The organism is Streptomyces sp. NPDC058401, from assembly GCF_042722885.1.
Taxonomy (GTDB): domain Bacteria; phylum Actinomycetota; class Actinomycetes; order Streptomycetales; family Streptomycetaceae; genus Streptomyces.
The window spans coordinates 1-18,509 of sequence record NZ_JBHXKA010000150.1; the positions used below are offsets into that span (position 1 = coordinate 1).

Sequence of the window (18,509 nt, forward strand, 5' to 3'; positions counted from 1 at the left end):
CGTCCTCCTCCCGGAGGGCGGGGCTCGGCGCGTCGGGGCTCGGCACGTCGGCGCTCGACGCCTCGGGCCAAGTCGGGTCGAGCGACCCGAACGGACGGGACCTTCGGCCGCCGAAAGGCGCCCCCGGGGTGGGCTAGCTTGCCCGAGTGGGCATGTCGCGCGCGTGCGCCGGCGAGACCCACCCCGAGAGAGAGGCGCCCGCATGACCGGCACCGAACACCGCGTCCTCCCGCTCCGCCTGGAGGCCGCGCCCGCGCCCGTCCCGGTGCGGGGCGTCTTCGTGTACCGCACCGAGCGGCCCTACGAGATCTCCCTCGACTTCGAGGGAGCCGGCATGCACCTCGCCCACTGGGTCTTCTCCCGGGAACTGCTGCTCGACGGCCAGGTCTGCGCCACCGGCGAGGGCGACATCCAGGTGTGGCCGCGCTGGAAGGGCACCGAGCCGCGGGTCTTCCTCGCCTTCAGCAACGGCGAGCAGTCGTGCGTGGTGTCGGCCCGGGCCAAGGACGTCCAGGCGCTGTGCCGCCGGATGACCGAACTGGTGCCGCGCGGCCAGGAGCACCGGCACTACGACCTCGACGCCGAGCTGAGCGCCCTGCTCCCCAGCTGAACCGCGCGAAGGCGGCGAACCGGGTGCGACCGCGCCCGAACCGGCTGCAACCACGCGCGTACCGGGCGCGTCTTCACGGGTGACACCGTTCCCCGTCTCTCGGAATCGAGGGGACGCCATGAACCGTCCACGCCGCCGGCAGGCCACCGCACTGGGGGTGGGCGCACTGCTCACCGCCACCCTGGCCTTCGCCGCCCCGGCATCCGCCGCAACCACGACAGCCGCCACCAAGGCCAAGGCCACCCAGACTCCGCTCGTCGTCAATGCCCGCTACGGCGGCCACTGCACGTACGACCGGGTGGTCATCGACCTGCAGGGGTACGTACCCGGGGTCACCGTCACCCCCGTCCCGAATCTGGTCTACGACGGGTCCGGCAAGCCCGTCCCGCTGGCCGGCCGGTACTTCCTGGAAGTCCGCCTGCACCCCGCCGCCGGACACGACGACGCGGGCCACAACGTCTACCTCGGCCCCAAGCTCGTCAAGATCAACCTGTCCAAGCTGAAGGGCCTCGCCCTGACCGGCGACTACGAGGGGTACGTCACCTTCGGCGCCGCCTTCGACACCACGCCCGCCTACAGCTCGTTCACGCTGCACTCCCCGGAGCGCTTCGTCCTGGACATCGCGCACCCGAACACCTGCTGAGCCCGCCCCGGCGGGAGCCGGGGCCCGGCTACCGGTGCTCGGGGTTCGGGAAGTCGAAACGGCAGCCCGCATCCCACAGGGAGCGCTGGTTGCCGTGCGCCGGCATCCCGCCGGACCGCTTGAGCAGGGCGGCCAGGTGCATGAGGTTCCAGCTCATGAAGGCCGTGTTGCGGTTGGTGAAATCGTTCTCGGGGCCGCCCGATCCGGGGTCCAGGTACGAGGGACCGGGTCCGGCCTCGCCGATCCATCCGGCGTCGGCCTGCGGGGGGATCGCGTAGCCGAGGTGCTGGAGGCTGTAGAGGACGTTCATGGCGCAGTGCTTGACGCCGTCCTCGTTGCCCGTGATCAGCGCCCCGCCCACGCGCCCGTAATAGGCGTACTGGCCCTGCTCGTTCAGGATCGAGGAGCAGGCGTAGAGCCGCTCGATGACCTGCTTCATCACCGAGCTGTTGTCCCCGAGCCAGATCGGGCCGCACAGCACGAGGATGTCGGCGTCCATGATCTGGCTGTAGAGCACCGGCCACTGGTCGCTCTCCCAGCCGTGCTCGGTCATATCGGGCCAGACACCGGTGGCGATGTCGTGGTCGACGGCGCGGATGAGCGAGGTCCGCGCTCCGGCCGACTCCATCACCGCGCGGCTCTTGCCGATCAGGCCCTCGGTGTTGCTGGGCTCGGGGGACCGCTTGAGCGTGCAGTTGACGTACACGGCGGTCAGGTCGGAGTAGTCGAGGTCGCGCGCGGGATCGATAGCCACCCGCCCAGCCTCACCGGCGACCGCCGTGGCCGCCACCGGGCCGCGCCCGTCCGGGCTCAGCCCGACGTCGGAGCCGGCGCCCGGGTCGGGGTCACAGGGATTCGATCATCGCGTCCGCGCTCGCCGCGTTCAGGGCGAGGCGGACGTTGCCGAGCACCGCGAGCCGGATGAGGGCCCGTACGTCGTCCCCGTGCGGGTGCGAGGCCAGCGGGTCGAAGAAGAACACCAGCAGGTCGATCTGCCCCTGGGTGATCAGCGAGCCGATCTGCTGGTCCCCGCCGAGCGGCCCGCTGCGCAGCGGGGCGACGTCCAGGCCGAGCCGCCGGTTGATCAGGGTGCCGGTGGTGCCGGTCCCGTAGAGCCGGTGCGGCTTGAGCTCGGCGGCCTTGCGGTCCGTCCAGGCGAGCAGGTCGGCCTTGCGCGCGTCGTGGGCGACCAGGGCGATGCCGCGCGGGCGGTCGCTGCGGCCGCTCGCTCCGGTGAGCCAGCTCGGGTCGGCCAGCGGGTAGAGGTGCACGGCCGCGGCCCGCAGCTCCTCACGGCTGATGGAACCGTCGCCGTCGACGTCGACCCGGTCGAAGGAGAGCGCGTCGAGCGAGCCGTCGATGCCGGTCGCCCCGAAGAGGCGCTCGTACTCCGCGCGGTCGATGCGGCCGTCGCCGTCCCGGTCCAGGGCGTCGGCAAGGGCGTCGAGGGCCCGCAGGGTGGACTCGCGGAAGTAGCGGTCGCCGTCGAAGGCGTCGCGCGCGGCCGCCGCGACGAACTCCTGCTCGCTGATCCGGCCGCCCCGGTCGGTGTCCGATGCGGCCTGCAGCTGCGACCACAGCTCGGAGTAGGCGTCGTGGAGAGCGGCCCTGCGGCGGGTGTCCCCGGGCTCGGTGAGCCATTCGGCGAGGCGGCCGGCGTAGGCGATGAGGTCCTCGCGGCCGAGGTGCCCGTCCCCGTCCAGGTCGTACGTGCGGAACAGCGCGGCGACGCGGGGCAGCCAGTCTTCGGCGGTCACAGACATGCGGAACTCCCTTTTCAGGTGGGGCTATTGAGGCCGATAGTAGCGGTGGGAACACGGTGCGTGACGCACAAGCGGAATACGGTCACCGCATGGCGCGATTGGGGCGGGTTGTGACCGGTCCGCGCGGCCGACTAGGGTCAGCGGGCCTTGGTGTTCGGGAAACCGGTGGGAAACCGGTGCGGCCCTCGCCACTGTGATCGGGAAGTCCGGCTCCACTCCTGCGGGAAAGCCACTGGGCTGCGCGGGAGGTTCCGCGCTGCCCGGGAAGGCGGAGCATGGACGTCAACCCGTGAGCCAGGAGACCGGCCGGGGCGCGTTGTCCATCCACGAGGTGCTGGAGAGGTCTCCCTACCCATGCATATAGCCGAGGGGTTCCTGCCCCCTTTGCACGCGGTCGCCTGGGGCGCCGCGTCCGCCCCCTTCGTCGTCCACGGCGTCCGCGCGCTCACCCGCGAGGTGAAGGCCAACCCGGAGAGCACCCTGCTCCTCGGTGCGGCCGGAGCGTTCACTTTCGTCCTTTCCGCCCTGAAGATCCCTTCCGTGACGGGCAGTTGCTCGCACCCCACGGGCACCGGGCTCGGGGCGATCCTGTTCCGGCCGCCGATCATGGCGGTGCTCGGCACGATCACCCTGCTGTTCCAGGCCCTGCTGCTGGCGCACGGCGGGCTCACCACCCTCGGCGCCAACGTCTTCTCGATGGCCATCGCCGGCCCGTGGGCGGGGTACGCCGTCTACCGGCTGCTGCGGAAGTCCGGAGCCCCGCTGATGGTGACCGTGTTCTTCGGCGCCTTCTTCGCCGACCTGGTCACCTACTGCGTCACCAGCGTGCAGCTCGCCCTGGCCTTCCCGGACCCGGCCTCCGGGTTCATGGGCTCGCTCGCGAAGTTCGGGGGGATCTTCGCGGTCACGCAGATCCCGCTGGCCGTGAGCGAGGGGCTGCTGACCGTCCTCGTGATGCGGCTGCTGATGGCGTCCAGCAAGTCGGACCTGGTCCGGCTGGGCGTCGCGAAGCTGACGGCCACCCGCACCGGAGAGAAGGCGGCGGCCTGATGAGCGGGATGTCCAAGAACGCGAAGATCAACACCCTGCTGCTGCTCCTGGTCGCGGCGCTCGCCGTCCTCCCGGTCGCGCTGGGGATGGGCGATCACAAGGAGGAGCCCTTCGCCGGCGCCGACGCGCAGGCCGAGACGGCGATCACCGAGCTGAAGCCGGACTACGAACCCTGGTTCTCCCCTCTCTACGAACCCCCGTCCGGCGAGATCGAGTCCGCACTGTTCGCCTTGCAGGCGGCCCTGGGAGCGGGCGTGCTCGCCTACTACTTCGGCGTCCGCAAGGGCCGCCGCCAGGGGGCGGCCGCTGCTGCCGCTCCCGCTCCCGCCGCCGCCCCGGAGGCGTAGCCGGGTGCTGCCGATCGACGTTGCCGCGCACAGCAGCCGCTGGCGCGGCCGGCACCCGCTGGAGAAGGCCCTGCTCGGGATCGGGCTGACGGTCACCGCCGTGTGCCTGCCGCCCTGGCCGGGCGGGCCGCTGGTGGCCGCCGCCACCCTCGCCGTGCTGCTCGGCCCGGCCGGGGTGGCCGGCCGGCAGCTCTGGCGGGCCTTCCGGATCCCGCTCGGCTTCTGCTTCACCGGGGCGCTGCCCCTGCTGTTCGCCGTGGGCGGCCCGGCGGGACCGGTGTCCCTGGCCCCCGACGGCCCCCGGCTCGCCGCCGAACTGCTGCTGCGCACCTCGGCGGCCTCGCTCGGGCTGCTGCTGTTCGCCTTCACCACCCCGGTCTCCGACGTGCTGCCCCGGCTGGTCCGGGCCGGGGTGCCGGCCCCCGTGGTGGACGTGGCCCTGGTCATGTACCGGATCGGCTTCCTGCTGCTCGACTCCATGGCCCAGGTCCGCCGGGCCCAGGCGGCCCGGCTCGGGCACACCGGCCGGGCGGCGGTGTGGCGCTCCCTGGCCGGGCTCGCCGCCACCTCCTTCGTACGGGCCTTCGACCGCGCGGCCAAGCTCCAGGCTGGGCTGGCCGGCCGCGGCTACGACGGCGCGCTGCGGGTCCTCGTACCGGAGGCGTCCCTGTCGTGGCGCTTCCTGACGGCCACCGCCGGCCTGCTGGCGGCCCTGATCACCCTGACCCTCACCCTGAAGGGGCTCGCCCTGTGAACCCGGTAGTGGAACTGTCCGGCGCCGCCTACGCCTACGAGGACGGCCCCACGGTCCTGACCGGCGTCGACTTCGCCATCGCCCCGGGCCGGGCGCTGGCCCTGCTCGGCCGCAACGGCAGCGGCAAGACCACGCTGATGCGGCTGCTGAGCGGCGGCCTGCGGCCCGGCGCGGGATCGCTGCGGCTGGACGGCACGCAGGTCTCGTACGACCGGGCCGGGCTCACCCGGCTGCGCACGTCCGTCCAGCTGGTGGTGCAGGACCCCGACGACCAGCTGTTCGCGGCCTCGGTCGAACAGGACGTGTCCTTCGGCCCGATGAACCTGGGGCTCCCCGCCCCGGAGGTCCGGGCCCGCGTGGACTCGGCCCTCGCCGCCCTGGACATCACCCGGCTCCGGGACCGCCCCACCCACCTGCTCTCCTACGGGCAGCGCAAGCGTGCGGCGATCGCGGGGGCGGTGGCGATGGCCCCTCGGGTGCTGATCCTCGACGAGCCGACGGCCGGCCTGGACCCGGACGGCCAGGAGCGGCTCCTCGACGTCCTCGCGGGACTGCGCGCCTCCGGCACGACGGTGGTGATGGCCACCCACGACGTGGACCTGGCGGTCCGCTGGGCCGACGACGCGGCGGTCCTGACCCCGACGGGCATCCGCTTCGGCCCGGCCGAAGCCCTCCTCTCGGAGCCGGCCCTCCTCACCTCGGCGGGCCTGCGTCCGGCCTGGTCCCCGGCGGTGGCCGCACTGCTGCGGGCCCACGGCCTCCTGGCGGCGGACGCCCCCGGCCCCCGAAATCCGGAGGCCCTGGCCGCCTGGCAGTAGGTAGGTTGCCCGTCCATGCAGACGCTGAAGGCAAGATCCGAACCGAAGTCCCTGTTCTGGGAGGGCGAGGACCTGGTCGACCCGGTGGGCGGCTTCCGCCGCTGGACCCCGGACGGCCGGGAGCATCCGGGCCGCCGTCCGGCGTCCCCCTGGTGCGACCGTGCGGTGCGCTCCCCCTCGGGGCGCTGGACGGTGCTCTACGAGGAGCGCGGCACCACGGCCGTGCTGCTGGACGGCGAGCGGATCGCGCGCGAGCTGCCACGGGGTGACAACCTTCCCGAGGACTACGACCACGCGGTGGCCCTCGGCGCGCTGCCGGACGGCCGCGAGGTGCTGGTGAGCTGCCCGGAGGAGTACGACGTCCTCCAGGTCGAGGACGTCGCCACGGGCGAGCGGCTCACCACGGGCCGGCGCACTGCCGGTGATCTGTTCCAGTCGCGGCTCTCCGTCTCCCCCGACGGCCGCAAGCTCCTGGTGGCCGGCTGGATGTGGCATCCGTTCGGGATCGCCAACGTCTACGATCTGGCGGCCGCGTTCGTCGACCCCACCGCATTGGACCGGGACGGGGAGCTCCTGGGCCCGGCCGCCCTCTACGCCGAGGTCGGCTCCGCCTGCTGGCTCGACGCGGACCGGGTCGCCGTCTCGGGGACCGGTGAGGGCCCGGGCGACGCGGAGGCCCCCGCCCTCCAGGACGGGCAACTGGGCGTGTGGTCCTGCCGGGAAGGCCGCTGGCTGCGGCGCAGCGCCGGAGCGGGCGGCTGGGGAACCCTGGTCGGGTGCGGCGGGAACCTGGTGGCCTCGCTGACCGATCACCCCCGGCTGGTCGACGCCACCACGGGCGGCGTCCTGCGGGAATGGCCGGAGATCCGCGTGTGGCACCGGGACGGGGCGTACGGGGTCACCCACATCCCCTCGCCGGTGACGGCCCCGCACCCCGACGGGAGCCGGCTGGCCGTGGCCACGGAGCAGGGGATCGCGGTCCTCGATCTGCCGCAAACCTAGGATGGCCGCATGTCGCTCCCGCACGCCATCCTCACCGCCCTGCTCGAGAAGCCCTCGTCGGGGCTGGAGCTGACCCGGCGGTTCGACAGGTCGATCGGGTACTTCTGGTCCGCGACGCACCAGCAGATCTACCGCGAGCTCGGCCGGCTGGAGGAGTCCGGGCTGATCCGGGCGCTGCCCAGCGAGGGGCCCGTACGGGGGCAGAAGAAGGAGTACGAGGTGCTGCCGGCCGGGAGCGGGGAGCTGGCGCGGTGGGTCGGGGAGGCGCAGGATCCCAAGCCGGTGCGCGATCCGCTGCTGCTGCGGATCCGGGCGGCCGCCGTGGTGGGGCCGCAGGGGCTGGCCGCGGAGCTGCGGCGGCATCTGGAGCTGCACCGGGCCCAGTTGGCGGTGTACGAGGGCATCGAGGAGAGGGACTTCCCGGCCGGACGGGAGTCCGACGAGGACCGGCTGCGGCGTGTCGTGCTGCACGCGGGAACCGGGCTGGAGACCTTCTGGCTGCGCTGGCTGGAGGAGGCCCTCGCCGAGGTGGAGGCCATGGCCGGCGGGACCGGGCAGGGCTGACGCACGCCCCCGGCCCGACAGGGGGCCAAGGGCGGCGCAAAGGCTTACTTGTTCAGGGAGGCCCAGAACTCGTCGAAGCTCAGCAGGCCGTCGTCGTTCGAGTCCTTGGCGGCGATCACGGCCTCCGCGACCGGGCCGGTGACGAACGGGTCGCCCATCGCCGCCATCGCCGAACGGAACTCGTCCGCCGTCACGAAGCCGTCACCGTTCACGTCGAACTTGCCGAACGTCGTCCGTGCGCTCTCGATGTCCGCCACTGGGTCCACCCCTTCTTGGTGCTTGTTGACCGGCTCAGGGTAGCGGCACGCCCGGCCCCCTCACGCCCCGGGTCCCGTTCGAGCGGCAGATAGAAATTCAATTACTCTTCCGTAGTGCGGAAGCGATAATTCCAGCCAACAATTCAAGCCCCCACTTGTCACGCTCCGGGACCACGGCATAACGTAGCGACATTGCCGCCACACCGGGAGCGCAGGGCTCCCAGGGACAAGCGGCAACAAGGGCGATCACACAGGTGACGATCACAGCTGACGCATCATTCGAAGTTCTGCCCTTCACCCGCACTTGCCACCACATCTGGGAAGACGGCGACCATGTGCTCATCGGGGTGAGCCCCGGCAACAGCTACTTCAGCTCCGAGCGCATATCCGACCTCTCCCGATGGGCCACGACCCGCTTCGCGCAGGTCGACTTCGTCTACGCAGACCTCCACGTGGACAGGATGTTCGCCGCCTTCGGCTACACCCAGGAACACGCGGAGAAGCGTGCGACGAAGGAAATCAAGGCAGTCCGGCGACGGATTCTCAAGGGCGTGGAGGAATCAGGACCTCCGCACGCCGAGATCCGCGTGAGGGCACTTTCGGAGTTCCAGACGAACCCCGTCTACCAACTTCTGCACCGCCGCGTACTCCATTTCCTGGAGACCGACGACAAATTCCGCAAGGGCTGCGAGGAAATGGCCCTGCACTTTGTCGGCTCCAAGTTGCCGGAAGGTGAATCCATCACCGACGCGCAGTTGCAGGTGTGTTTCGATTACATGGCGGCCGAGCTGCCGTTCTTCATCGACACCCCGAGCATTCTCGACGTCCCGTCCTCCGTGGCGGCGTACCACGTCAAGATGCCGATGACCGACCTCCTCTTCTCGCGCGGTGGGGGACTGCGCGCGACGAGGAACCAGGCATACGCCGTGGTGCGGCCCGAGGCGGCCGAAAAGGCACAGAGCAACCCGAACCACCCGAACACGCACGCGCACACCGCACCAGCCGAAGGGACCGTCGATGAGCGTCGAGCAGCTTGAGGCCCATTCCGATCAGGGCACCGGACAGACCACCGGGCCGCTCATCGACTTCCCCCTCTCGCGGCGCGGTGACGTGCTCCCCGAGGAGTGCACCTGGCTGCGCGAGAAGGCGCCGGTCGCGAAGGTCCGCACCCTCACCGGGGATCCGGCCTGGCTGGTGAGCAGCTACGCGCTGGCCAAGCAGGTACTGGAGGACGAGCGCTTCAGCCTCAAGGACACGGCGAACGCCGGCGTCCCGCGCCAGTACGCACTGACGATCCCGCCCGAGGTCGTCAACAACATGGGCAACATCAACAGCGCCGGTCTGCGCAACGCGGTCATGAAGGCGCTCAACCCGCGCCAGAAGGGCCTGCAGGACTGGCTGCGCGCGAAGGCGGGCGAGCTCATCGACCAGCTCCTCGCCGAAGGGGGGCCCGCCGACCTGCGGGCCGGGTTCGCCGACCCCTTCTCGGCGGCCCTGCACTGCCAGGTGCTGGGCGTGCCGTTCGAGGACTGGCGGCGGCTGATGTCGGGGCTGGACGTCGCGTTCATGACCGCGCGCGAACCCTTCGCCGACTCCGCGCTCAACTGGTACAAGGACGTCGGCTACTTCGAGCAGCAGCTGAAGGCTCAGCTGGCGCTGCCTGCCGAGGAGCGTACGGGGCTCCTCGGCAAGTTCGCCGAGCTGAAGGAGGCGGACCCGGAGTCGGCGCACCTGACCGACGACATGTTCGCCACCGTCGCCGTCTCCCTCTTCGGGGCCGGCGCCGTCTCCACCTCCGCGTTCCTGACCCTGGCGGTCCTGGCTCTGCTGCAGAAGCCCGAGCTCATCGGGTACCTGCGCAAGCACCCGGAGCGCATGGGCAAGGCCGTGGACGAGCTGCTGCGCTGGAACCTGTCCGTGGGCGACGGCCTGCCGCGCATCGCGATGGCGGACATCCAGGTCGGGGAGGTGCTGGTCAAGGAGGGCGAGCTGGTGCTCGTCCTGCTGGAGGGGGCCAACTTCGACCCGGAGGCCTTCGAGAACCCCGACGAGCTGGACCTGGAGCGCGAGGGCCCCAACGCCAACCTCGCCTTCGGCGCCGGCCGGCACTTCTGCCCGGCCTCCGCGCTGGGCCGGGCGCACGCCGAGATCGCACTGGAGGTGCTGGTCGAGCGGCTGCCCGAGCTGCGTCTCGCGGTGCCGGCGGAGAACCTCGTGTGGCGGACCGGCTTCATCAAGCGGCTTCCCGAGCGGCTCCCCGTCGCCTGGTGAGGAGACGGCGGTGAGCGGTAGAGCGTGCCCCGGGAGCTGTGCGAGTTCCCGGGGCACACCCGCGTCGTGCGTACGCGCGGCCTACCGGAAGATGCCGGTGTGGCCGAGGGAGTAACGGCCGGGCTGCGGGTAGACGGCGAGGCCGTGCGGGCCGCTGCCCACCGGGATCTTGGCGAGCTGCTTGCCGGTGGTGGTGTCGATGGCGTAGACCTCGGAGTTGTAGCGGCCCGAGAGCCACAGCACCTTGCCGTCGGCGGAGACGCCGCCCATGTCGGGGCTGCCGCCGTCGGGCAGCTCCCACTTCTTCGTCAGCTTGTTCTGCGTGAAGTCGAAGACGGAGACGGAGCCCTCGCCCCGGTTGGAGACGTACATCTCCTTGGAGTCGCGGCTGACGTACAGGCCGTGGCAGCCCTTTCCGGTGGGCAGCAGCTTGGGGGTCTCGAACTTGTCGCCGCCGAGCACCCACATGCCGTGCGCCATCATGTCCGCGACGTAGAAGGTCTTTCCGTCCGGCGAGACCTTGACGTCCTGCGGCATCGCGCCCTCGAAGGGCAGTTTCTGCTGGCCGACGACCTCCATCTTCTCGGTGTCGACCTTGAGGAGTTCGCCGGAGAACTCGCAGCTCACGATGAAGTAGCGGCCGTCCGCGGAGAAGTCCGCGTGATTGACGCCGAAACAGGTCACCGGGACGGTTTTCACCCGGTCCATCGTGTGCGGGTCGCGGAAGACCAGCTCCTTGTCCATCGAGGCCATGACCACCGCGTACTTGCCGTTGGGCGTGAAGTACAGGTTGTACGGGTCGTGGACCTCCACGGGCTTGCCGGCCTCGCCGGTGGCCGGGTTGATCGGGGTGAGCGTGTGGCCCCGGTTGTTGTTGACCCAGAGGGTCTTCATGTCCCAGGAGGGGACCACGTGCTGGGGCTGGATCCCGACGGGGATGGTGTCGATGACCTTGTACGTCACCGGGTCGATGACGGACACCGTGTTGGAGGAGGTGTTCGGCACGTAGACGCGGGACGGGAAGTCCTTGACCACCGGGGAGAGCTTGTTCGGCCGGTCGGCGGCGTAGACGTCGTTCGGATCGAGGAGCGGCGGCATTCCGGCCAGGCCCGGCGGCGCCGCCGGCACGGCTTTGACGGGTGCGGCGGGCCCCTTCGTTCCGAGGGCCTCGGCGGGTCCCTTGTCGGCCGCTCCGCAGCCGGTCAGGGCGGCGAGGACCAGGCCGGCCAGCAACGCGGTGGCCTTCCGGGGAAGGCGGGTGGTCGTCATGGGGTCAGCAGCTCCGTGGTGGTCACCGCGCGCAGTTTGCGGCGTGCGAGTTCTTCGAGGAGGGGTGGCATCGCGTCGACCGTGTCCGCGTAGCCGAAGTGCAGGCTCACCACCGATCCGCCTTGGATCGGGCCGATGACGGTGCGGACGACGGCCGCGGCACCGGGCGAGGTGAAGTCGAGGGAGTCCACGTCGTACGAGAGGACGTGCGGGTAGCCCGCCCGCTGGGCCAGTTTTCGCACCAGGGGGGTGGCGTACTGGGTCTGGGACGGGCGGAACCAGGTGCCGATGGAGCCGGTCAGCCGTTTGAGCCGGTCGGCGCAGCCGGTGATCTCGGCGTACGCCTGCTCCTCGGGCATGGTGTTGATCCCGAGGTGGCGCTGGGTGTGGTTGCCGAGCTCGTGGCCGCCGTCCAGGATCCGGCGGGCCATCTCCGGGTGGGCGTCGAGCCAGGCTCCGATGGCCAGGACGGTGACCCGGGCGCCCGCCCGCTCCGCCTCGGCGAGCACCGCCTTGGCGATGGCGGGGTCGCCGTTGCCGTGGAAGGTGAGCGCGACGCCGGGCCGGCCGCGGGGGCCGTGCCCGATCTCCACGGGCTGGCCGGCGAACCGGCGCGGGGCGGGGGCCGCCTTGGCCGGGGCCGCTCGGGCCGGTGCCGCCGGTTTGTCCGGGGCGGACTTCGCCGGGGCCGCGGGGCCCGCGGGGGAACAGGCGGCGGCGAGGGCGCCGGCGGCGACCACCGCGCCGGCACGGAGAGCGGATCGGCGGTCCGGGTAGCAGAGCACCCGCCCATTTAAGGGGTGGATGCCCGTGTAGGTATTGATTGACCCCATTCGGGACCTTCGGCCGAACCGGTGCCACCCGGCGACTGTCCGTTATGTGATCAACGATTCACTCAGAGCGGTCGATCTTTATGCACTGATTACGAGGCCCGTGGCCCATCTCACCTAAGATTTAGGTAGAAAGTCTTAGGATATGCACACTTATGTCCAACTTGGGACTTTTGGCATTTGGTCCCTCGTCTGCCATAGTCGGAACCACGGCTTCCCGTTGACCCGAGCGAAGTCCCTGCCGAGGATCACACCCCCTTCGATCCTCGGCACACCCATGAAACCCCCGCAGCGCCCCACAACGGCGACAGGGGGTTTCTGGCGTTTCAGGGGGCCGTGCTCAGCGGTCGGCGACCCGCATCTCGAACCAGGTGAACTTTCCGCGCGGCAGCAGGTCCGCGCCCCAGCGGTCCGAGAGCTTGTCGACGAGGAACAGCCCCCGGCCGGTGGTGTCCAGCTCGTGGACCGGCATCAGGCAGGGCAGTCCGCGCGAGGGATCGCGCACCTCCACACGGATCCAGCCGCGCCGCCTGAGCATCCGTAAACCGAAGGACCGGGCCCCCGTGTGCCGGACGGCATTGCCCACGAGCTCCGAGACCAGCAGGACCGTGTGCTCGGCGATCTGCGGCGAGAGCCCCCACAGGCGCACGACCACGCACTGCGTGAGCCGGCGGGCGGTGCCGGCCGACTCGGGCATCGACGGCAGCGTCACTTCCGCCTCGGCCGGATTCCCGTACAACTCCAGCGCTTTGAGGCCCAGTTCGTCCTCCAGGGCCGCCGTGAGCCGTACGGCGGAAGCGCTACTGCGCTGCCGCGGCTGTTCCACACCCTCCAGACCCGCCATGCACCCATCATGAAGGCCCGGTAAGGCCGTTCGGGCCGTTCCGCAGGAAAAGACCCCCCGGAATCGGTGATCCCGAGGGGTGGTTCTGGCATATGCGTGCGGCAACCCGAGGGCCGCCACACGCCCCTGACCTGGGGTGACGCACCGCACAACCATGGTCACCCAGAGTGGATCAACGGTTCGCCTTAAGGCTGCCTTAAGGCCTGGCTAATCCACCCACAGGGAGGATCCGCGGGATCGATCTACGCGAACATCGATCTACAAGAACTTCGCCTTGCCAGGCCCCTCTTCGACGAAGCTGCGCATCCCGCGCTCGCGGTCCTCGGTGGCGAACAGGCCCGCGAACCAGCCGCGTTCGATGGTCAGCCCGGTGTCGATGTCGGCCTCCAGTCCCGCGTCCACGCACTCCTTGGCCGCGCGCAGCGCGAGGGCCGGGCCCTGCGCCAGCTTCGCGGCCCACGCGTGTGCCTGCTCGTAGACCTCGGCGGCCGGTACGACGCGGTCCACGAGGCCGAGGGCCAGCGCCTCGTCGGCCTTGACCATGCGGCCGGTGAAGATCAGGTCCTTGGCCTTGGAGGGGCCGATCAGCCGGGACAGCCGCTGGGTGCCGCCCGCGCCGGGGATCAGGCCGAGCAGGATCTCGGGCTGGCCGAGCTTCGCGTTGTCGGCGGCGATCCGGTAGTCCGCGCACAGGGCCAGCTCGCAGCCGCCGCCCAGGGCGTAGCCGGTGACGGCCGCGACCACGGGCTTGGGGATCCGGGCCACGGCGGTGAAGGCGTCCTGCAGTCCGCGGGACCGGGCGACCATGGCCGCGTGGTCCATCGTCTGCATCTCCTTGATGTCCGCGCCGGCCGCGAACACCTTCTCGCCGCCGTAGATGACGACCGTACGGACGTCGGCCCGGTCGGTCGCCTCGACGGCGAGCTCGCGCAGCCGGTCCTGGGTGGCGATGTCCAGGGCGTTCATGGGCGGCCGGTCCAGCCGGATGACGCCGACGCCTTCGGAGACTTCGAGAGAGATGGTCATACGGGAAGGTTAGCGCCGGTTAACCGAGACCGGCCCGGTGCTGTGGGTCACAGCACCGGGCCGGTTCGACTCCGTACGGATTCGACCGCGTACGGAGTCGACCGCGTACGGATCGGAGCTACTTGATCCAGTCCGCCCAGTCCATGTTCCAGCCGTTGAGGCCGTTGTCGGGGGCGACGATCTTGTCCTTGGAGTTCTTCACGACGACCACGTCGCCGATCAGCGACTCGTTGAAGAACCAGGCGGCGGGCTGGCTGCCGTCACCGGCGCCGCGGACGTCCTTGAGGCCGACGCAGCCGTGGCTGACGTTCTCGGAGCCGAACGTGCCCGAGGAGGCCCAGTAGTTGCCGTGGACGAAGGTGCCGGAGGTGGTCAGCCGCATCGCGTGCGGGACGTCGGAGATGTCGTACTCCCCGCCGAAGCCGACGGTGGCGCCGTTCATCCGGGTCACCTTGTACTTCTCGCTGATGACCATCTGCCCGTTGTACGTGGTGTTCGCGGGGGCGCCGGCGGTGATCGGGATGTTCTTGATCTCCGTGCCGTCGCGGACCACGCTCATCTGGTGCTCGGCGGCGTCGACCGTGGTGACCTGGGAGCGGCCGACCGTGAAGGTGACCGTACGGGTCTGCTTGCCGTAGACCCCCGGGCGGCCTTCGACTCCGTCGAGCGCGAGCTTCAGGGTGACCGTAGTACCGGCCGCCCAGTACTTCTCAGGGCGGAAGTCGAGTCGGTCGTTATCGAACCAGTGGCCCTCAATCGGTACCGCGGGCTCGGCGGTCACCGTGATGGCCTTCTCAACGGCCTCGCGGTTGGTGATGCCGCGGGAGAAGTTGATCGAGACCGGCATGCCCACGCCGACCGTCGATCCGTCCTCCGGCGTGTACTGGCCGATGAAGGTGTTGGCGGGCGTGAGGGTCGTGAAGGCGGTGTCCTTCGCGGACTCCCGGCCGGCCTCGTCCTTGGCGACCGCGTGCACCTTGTACTCGGTGGCGGCGGCGAGGTTGCGGGCGGGCTCCCAGCTCGCGCCGTCCTCGGCGAGCTTGCCCTCCACCGCGTTGCCCTTGGTGTCGGCGACCGTCACCGTGGTGAGCTTGCCGCCGGTGCTGGTTATCTTGAGGATGCCGCTCGTCGCGACCTCCTTGGCCCCGTCGTCCGGCTTGACGCTCACGACGGCCTTCGACGCCTCGGTGCCGGTCGTCCCGGTACCCCCGTCTCCGCCACCGCTCCCGCCGGCGCCGCCCCCGTTGCCCCCACCGCTGCACGCGCTGGTGAACAGCAGGGCCGCGCCCAGCAGGAGGGCCGGCAGGCCGGTGCGGGCGCGGCCGCGTATCGGCTGCAGGTTCACTCTCGTTCTCCCCATGTCCCCCGCGCGCGGACAGTCGCGCGCTTATTCGCCAGGAAATCACATGGGGGATCACGAGACAGTACGGTCGTGTCACCGTTCCGTCCCAAGAGTGGTCGGCGCGCCGGGAGTCGGCCCGCCCCCGGCGGAAGTCAGCCCTCCGTGCCGGGCTTGGCGCCCCAGACGTACACGGCGTCGCCCTCGGTGAGCAGGTCCCACAGGCGCCGCGCGTCGGGGACGGTGAGGTTGACGCAGCCGGCCGAGCCGCCGTGGGCGTACAGGCTGCCGGGGCGGCCGTGCAGGGCCTGGCCCTCGTCGAAGAACTGGGCGTAGGGCATCGGGGCGTCGTCGTAGAGCGTGGACACGTGGTCCTCGCTGCGCCAGTAGACCTCGTGCCAGCCGGTCCGGGTCTCCTCGTCGTCGCGCCCGGTGCGGACGGGCACGGGCGGGAAGACCACCGTGCGGCCGCGCTGCACCCACAGGATCTGGCGCTCCAGGTCCACGCAGGTCACCCGGTGCGGACGGACCGGGCAGCCGCCGGCGGCGTTGGGATTCGTACGGGCGGCCACCGCGACCATGGTCCGGAAGGTGACCAGCCCGGCGTAGCCGTCGGCGGGCCGGATCCGGTGCGCCCGCTGGAAGGTGCGGATCGCCTCGCAGTCCGCGGCGTCCTGGGTCCCGTCGGCCTTCCGGCCCAGGTGGCCCTCCAGCTCGCGCTGGTAGGGCCCGGTCCCGGCGGTGCACGCCGCCGGGGACGCGGCCGGGGACGAGGGGGACGGGGAGGGGGCCGGGGCCGCCGCGGCCGCGGGCGGCGGGGCGAGGGCGGCCGCGGCGAGGAGCGCGGCCGTCGCGACCGCCCTGCCGAGGGCGCCCATCGTGCCGGCCGTGCCTGCCGCGTGGCCTGTGCTCATCCGGACCTCCTCGCACCCGCCGGCCGGGCCGTCGGATCCGAGCCAACCGGATCCGCCCGGCCCCGGCGCGCGGGGTGGGCCGGCAGGGTCACCGGCCCACCCGGGCGGACTACTCGCGCGGGCCCTTCGGGCGCTTGTCCTTGTCCTTACCGCCCTTGCCCTTGCCCTTGCCCTTGCCGTGGTCGTCGCGCTTGTTCTCCAGCGTGACGATCACACGGTGGTCCGGGGTGTTCGCGTCCAGCTGGAGCGGACCGGTGACCCGGTTCCGCGGCAGGACGTAGCCCTCCGGTACGGCCGTTTCGACCACGTAGTACGAGCCGTCGTCCAGGCCCGGGAAGGCGCACACCCCGTCCCGGTCGGTCGCGCAGCCCGACGCCACCTTGCGGTCGGGGTTGATGCCGCGCGTCTGGAGACCGAGGGTGCTGTTGGTCTCCTTCCACACCTCGAAGACCGCCCCGCGCAGCGGGCGCTTGGTCTTCGCGTCCTTCTTCAGGACCTCGATCGACCCCTCGTGGTCGGGCTCCTCGGTCCGCTCGTCCGTGACGGTGACGACGAGGCCCGTCGTCACGTGGCCCTCGTTGAGGTCGAACGGCGTGACCGGGTTCGCCGGCAGGTCGTAGCCGGCCGGTGCCTGCGTCTCGCGCCAGTAGTACCGCTCACCGACGGGGAGCTGGACCGTGCAACTGCCCTGCGCGTCGGTGGTGCAGGACCCGGCGAGCTGCACGTCGGGGTCGGTTCCGGCGGTCTGCAGGCCCGTCACGCCGTTGGCCTCGCGCCACAGTTCGAAGCGGGCGCCGGGCAGCAGCGCCCCGCCGTCGGCGTCGGACTTGCGCAGCACCACCTCGGCGCTGCCCGGGAGCTTGGCGTTGCTCATGCTGGCGCTCGCGCCCGCGGTGGCGTTCTCCGCGGTCAGCGTCAGTTCGGCGACGGGGTTGTCCGCGAGCTGGTAGCCGTCGGGTGCCTTCGTCTCGCGCCAGTAGTACGTGCCGAGCGGGACGGTGCGGGAGCAGACACCGTTCGCCGGGGTCACGCAGTCGGCGACCTTGGTGTCTCCGCCGGGGCTGGTGAACTGAGCTCCGGGGGTGCCGTTGGTCTCCTGCCACAGCTCGTACGTGGCTCCGGCCAGCGGGTTGTCCGTGTCGTCCTGCTTGGTGACGGAGACGGCGCCCGTGACCGGACCCGTGTTCCCGCAGTCCGGCAGGTTGCCGTTGAAGGGGTACGCGTGGATCTCCTGGCCGCCGCCACCGGTGCTGGTGTGGACGAGCCCGCCGGTGGTGAAGAAGCGGCCGTTGGTGCCGGGCAGGGTGACGGTGGTGGTCGAGGCCTGCTCGCCGACGAGCACGCTGCCCTGGAACTGCCCGGTGCCGACCAGCTGGACGGTGGTGGCGTCGGGGAAGTTCCACAGCAGTCGGGTGCGGTAGCCGTTCCAGGCGTCCGCGCCCGGTCCGGAGTCGACGATGCTGCCGCCGTAGGTGTTGATCGTACGGCTGGCGCCCAGGACGTTGACCAGGACGGTGGCGTCGGCCGGGATCCGGTCGAAGCGGATGCCGATGGAGCCGTTGGCCGCGCTCACCAGGTCGAAGTCCACGTTGAAGACCTGGAGCGCGGAGGTGTTGTCCCCGGTGAAGACGGTGGTGCCGTCCTGGTTGACGGCGGTGCCCGTGGCCGGGCGGGTCTGGCCGTCGACCCGGGCGTAGCACCGGCTGGCCGAGGTGAGCTGGTCGCGCAGGCCGGCGTACGGGGTGACCGCGGCCGGGTCGGCGACGAGCGTGCCGCTGACGGTGCCGGGCCCCGGGGCGGTGCCCGCGTGCCGGACGAACCCGCCGTCCGCGAGCAGCTCCTGCTGGGCGGCGATCGTGACGTTGCGGCCGGTGGTGAGGTAGTCCGAGCCCAGCGGGGGCCGCACGAGCGAGCCCGCCCCGACGATGCCGATGTTGTACGCGCCGCCGGCCTGCGCCAGGTTCTTGTTCTGGTCGAAACTGCCGAGGACGACGACCTTGCCCTCGGCCTCGGCGGCGCGCTCGCGGACCAGGAAGTCGGCGCCGACGAAGATGTTGATGCCCTCGTCGTAGCCGTTCGGGTCGTTGCTGACCTCGATCGGCGGGAACGGGTCGGGGCACCCGGCCCCGATGCAGGGGCCGAGCCCGCCCGGCAGCGGGGCCCGCAGCGCGGCGGCGTGCCGGGCCGGCGCCGGCTGCTGTCCGCCGG

20 protein-coding genes and 1 riboswitch are annotated in these 18,509 nt (G+C 71.3%); of the genes, 10 read left to right on the plus strand and 10 right to left on the minus strand.

Going from position 1 to position 18,509, the window contains the following annotated elements; genetic code table 11:
• Window positions 1-202 precede the first annotated feature (202 nt).
• Window positions 203-610: an SsgA family sporulation/cell division regulator gene (locus ACFWNV_RS34275; RefSeq protein ID WP_383954653.1), complete on the plus strand. Its 408-nt coding sequence runs from the start codon at window positions 203-205 to the stop codon at window positions 608-610.
• 118 nt (window positions 611-728) lie between these two features.
• The gene (locus tag ACFWNV_RS34280) at window positions 729-1,253 is read left to right on the plus strand and encodes a hypothetical protein (protein WP_383954655.1); all 525 of its coding nucleotides are present in this window, start codon (window positions 729-731) and stop codon (window positions 1,251-1,253) included.
• A 28-nt stretch (window positions 1,254-1,281) separates the two neighbouring features.
• Here the strand turns inward: ACFWNV_RS34280 and ACFWNV_RS34285 are convergent, their stop codons facing one another.
• Together ACFWNV_RS34285 and ACFWNV_RS34290 are read right to left on the minus strand one after the other, a co-directional pair.
• Window positions 1,282-2,007 (minus strand): flavodoxin family protein, encoded by a 726-nt coding sequence (locus ACFWNV_RS34285; RefSeq protein WP_383954657.1) that lies wholly within the window; start codon window positions 2,005-2,007, stop codon window positions 1,282-1,284.
• Window positions 2,008-2,098: 91 nt separating this feature from the next.
• On the minus strand, window positions 2,099-3,016 hold the full coding sequence (locus tag ACFWNV_RS34290; RefSeq protein ID WP_383954659.1) for a methylglyoxal synthase: 918 nt from the start codon (window positions 3,014-3,016) through the stop codon (window positions 2,099-2,101).
• 131 nt (window positions 3,017-3,147) lie between these two features.
• Window positions 3,148-3,342, plus strand: a riboswitch (cobalamin riboswitch).
• Window positions 3,343-3,370: 28 nt separating this feature from the next.
• Between ACFWNV_RS34290 and ACFWNV_RS34295 the strand changes: the two genes are divergently transcribed.
• The 6 genes from ACFWNV_RS34295 to ACFWNV_RS34320 are packed head-to-tail and all read left to right on the plus strand — an operon-like array spanning window position 3,371 to window position 7,551.
• Window positions 3,371-4,066, plus strand: coding sequence for an energy-coupling factor ABC transporter permease (locus ACFWNV_RS34295; RefSeq protein ID WP_383954661.1), 696 nt, complete (start codon window positions 3,371-3,373; stop codon window positions 4,064-4,066).
• Entirely contained in the window at window positions 4,066-4,413 is a 348-nt protein-coding gene (locus ACFWNV_RS34300; protein WP_383954663.1) for an energy-coupling factor ABC transporter substrate-binding protein, read from the plus strand. Before ACFWNV_RS34295 ends, ACFWNV_RS34300 begins: the two co-directional genes overlap by 1 nt.
• Before the next feature lie 4 nt (window positions 4,414-4,417).
• The gene (gene cbiQ, locus ACFWNV_RS34305) at window positions 4,418-5,167 is read left to right on the plus strand and encodes a cobalt ECF transporter T component CbiQ (RefSeq protein WP_383954665.1); all 750 of its coding nucleotides are present in this window, start codon (window positions 4,418-4,420) and stop codon (window positions 5,165-5,167) included.
• A complete protein-coding gene (locus tag ACFWNV_RS34310) occupies window positions 5,164-5,985 on the plus strand; it encodes an energy-coupling factor ABC transporter ATP-binding protein (protein WP_383954667.1) in 822 nt (273 codons plus the stop codon). The genes cbiQ and ACFWNV_RS34310 overlap by 4 nt, the downstream gene beginning before the upstream one ends.
• Window positions 5,986-6,000: 15 nt before the next feature.
• The gene (locus ACFWNV_RS34315) at window positions 6,001-6,987 is read left to right on the plus strand and encodes a hypothetical protein (protein WP_383954669.1); all 987 of its coding nucleotides are present in this window, start codon (window positions 6,001-6,003) and stop codon (window positions 6,985-6,987) included.
• Between the two features lie 9 nt (window positions 6,988-6,996).
• Entirely contained in the window at window positions 6,997-7,551 is a 555-nt protein-coding gene (locus ACFWNV_RS34320) for a PadR family transcriptional regulator (RefSeq protein ID WP_383954671.1), read from the plus strand.
• A 44-nt stretch (window positions 7,552-7,595) separates the two neighbouring features.
• Here ACFWNV_RS34320 and ACFWNV_RS34325 read toward each other — a convergent pair whose 3' ends face one another.
• On the minus strand, window positions 7,596-7,808 hold the full coding sequence (locus tag ACFWNV_RS34325) for an EF-hand domain-containing protein (protein ID WP_327304439.1): 213 nt from the start codon (window positions 7,806-7,808) through the stop codon (window positions 7,596-7,598).
• A gap of 254 nt (window positions 7,809-8,062) precedes the next feature.
• Here ACFWNV_RS34325 and ACFWNV_RS34330 point away from each other — a divergent pair, with 254 nt between their 5' ends.
• A complete protein-coding gene (locus ACFWNV_RS34330; protein WP_383954674.1) occupies window positions 8,063-8,845 on the plus strand; it encodes a tRNA-dependent cyclodipeptide synthase in 783 nt (260 codons plus the stop codon).
• Complete coding sequence (locus tag ACFWNV_RS34335; protein ID WP_383954676.1) at window positions 8,826-10,079, plus strand: cytochrome P450; 1,254 nt, start codon at window positions 8,826-8,828, stop codon at window positions 10,077-10,079. The genes ACFWNV_RS34330 and ACFWNV_RS34335 overlap by 20 nt, the downstream gene beginning before the upstream one ends.
• 81 nt (window positions 10,080-10,160) lie before the next feature.
• On the opposite strand, the gene ACFWNV_RS34340 is transcribed toward ACFWNV_RS34335, so the two are convergent.
• The 7 genes from ACFWNV_RS34340 to ACFWNV_RS34370 all read right to left on the minus strand — a co-directional run.
• Window positions 10,161-11,348 carry a YncE family protein gene (locus tag ACFWNV_RS34340; RefSeq protein ID WP_383954678.1) on the minus strand — a complete coding sequence of 396 codons (1,188 nt, stop codon included), beginning with the start codon at window positions 11,346-11,348 and terminating at the stop codon, window positions 10,161-10,163.
• Complete coding sequence (locus ACFWNV_RS34345; RefSeq protein WP_383954680.1) at window positions 11,345-12,181, minus strand: polysaccharide deacetylase family protein; 837 nt, start codon at window positions 12,179-12,181, stop codon at window positions 11,345-11,347. Before ACFWNV_RS34345 ends, ACFWNV_RS34340 begins: the two co-directional genes overlap by 4 nt.
• Window positions 12,182-12,518: 337 nt before the next feature.
• The gene (locus ACFWNV_RS34350; RefSeq protein WP_383954682.1) at window positions 12,519-13,022 is read right to left on the minus strand and encodes an ATP-binding protein; all 504 of its coding nucleotides are present in this window, start codon (window positions 13,020-13,022) and stop codon (window positions 12,519-12,521) included.
• A gap of 258 nt (window positions 13,023-13,280) precedes the next feature.
• Window positions 13,281-14,048, minus strand: a complete 768-nt coding sequence (locus tag ACFWNV_RS34355) for an enoyl-CoA hydratase-related protein (RefSeq protein ID WP_328300898.1) — start codon at window positions 14,046-14,048, stop codon at window positions 13,281-13,283.
• Window positions 14,049-14,166: 118 nt separating this feature from the next.
• On the minus strand, window positions 14,167-15,408 hold the full coding sequence (locus ACFWNV_RS34360) for an Ig-like domain-containing protein (RefSeq protein WP_383954684.1): 1,242 nt from the start codon (window positions 15,406-15,408) through the stop codon (window positions 14,167-14,169).
• Between the two features lie 134 nt (window positions 15,409-15,542).
• Complete coding sequence (locus ACFWNV_RS34365; RefSeq protein ID WP_383954687.1) at window positions 15,543-16,265, minus strand: L,D-transpeptidase family protein; 723 nt, start codon at window positions 16,263-16,265, stop codon at window positions 15,543-15,545.
• A 145-nt stretch (window positions 16,266-16,410) separates the two neighbouring features.
• The coding region (locus ACFWNV_RS34370; RefSeq protein ID WP_383954685.1) for a choice-of-anchor A family protein at window positions 16,411-18,509 on the minus strand (2,099 nt) is incomplete at its 5' end.

Excerpts from the sequence above, each read along its gene's own strand:
- ACFWNV_RS34275 (WP_383954653.1), top strand. The coding sequence starts at position 203 with ATGACCGGCACCGAACACCGCGTCCTCCCGCTCCGCCTGGAGGCCGCG.
- ACFWNV_RS34280 (WP_383954655.1), top strand. The coding sequence starts at position 729 with ATGAACCGTCCACGCCGCCGGCAGGCCACCGCACTGGGGGTGGGCGCA.
- ACFWNV_RS34290 (WP_383954659.1), bottom strand. The coding sequence starts at position 3,016 with ATGTCTGTGACCGCCGAAGACTGGCTGCCCCGCGTCGCCGCGCTGTTC.
- ACFWNV_RS34295 (WP_383954661.1), top strand. The coding sequence starts at position 3,371 with ATGCATATAGCCGAGGGGTTCCTGCCCCCTTTGCACGCGGTCGCCTGG.
- ACFWNV_RS34300 (WP_383954663.1), top strand. The coding sequence starts at position 4,066 with ATGAGCGGGATGTCCAAGAACGCGAAGATCAACACCCTGCTGCTGCTC.
- ACFWNV_RS34315 (WP_383954669.1), top strand. The coding sequence starts at position 6,001 with ATGCAGACGCTGAAGGCAAGATCCGAACCGAAGTCCCTGTTCTGGGAG.
- ACFWNV_RS34320 (WP_383954671.1), top strand. The coding sequence starts at position 6,997 with ATGTCGCTCCCGCACGCCATCCTCACCGCCCTGCTCGAGAAGCCCTCG.
- ACFWNV_RS34335 (WP_383954676.1), top strand. The coding sequence starts at position 8,826 with ATGAGCGTCGAGCAGCTTGAGGCCCATTCCGATCAGGGCACCGGACAG.
- ACFWNV_RS34340 (WP_383954678.1), bottom strand. The coding sequence starts at position 11,348 with ATGACGACCACCCGCCTTCCCCGGAAGGCCACCGCGTTGCTGGCCGGC.
- ACFWNV_RS34345 (WP_383954680.1), bottom strand. The coding sequence starts at position 12,181 with ATGGGGTCAATCAATACCTACACGGGCATCCACCCCTTAAATGGGCGG.
- ACFWNV_RS34350 (WP_383954682.1), bottom strand. The coding sequence starts at position 13,022 with ATGGCGGGTCTGGAGGGTGTGGAACAGCCGCGGCAGCGCAGTAGCGCT.
- ACFWNV_RS34355 (WP_328300898.1), bottom strand. The coding sequence starts at position 14,048 with ATGACCATCTCTCTCGAAGTCTCCGAAGGCGTCGGCGTCATCCGGCTG.
- ACFWNV_RS34360 (WP_383954684.1), bottom strand. The coding sequence starts at position 15,408 with ATGGGGAGAACGAGAGTGAACCTGCAGCCGATACGCGGCCGCGCCCGC.
- ACFWNV_RS34365 (WP_383954687.1), bottom strand. The coding sequence starts at position 16,265 with ATGGGCGCCCTCGGCAGGGCGGTCGCGACGGCCGCGCTCCTCGCCGCG.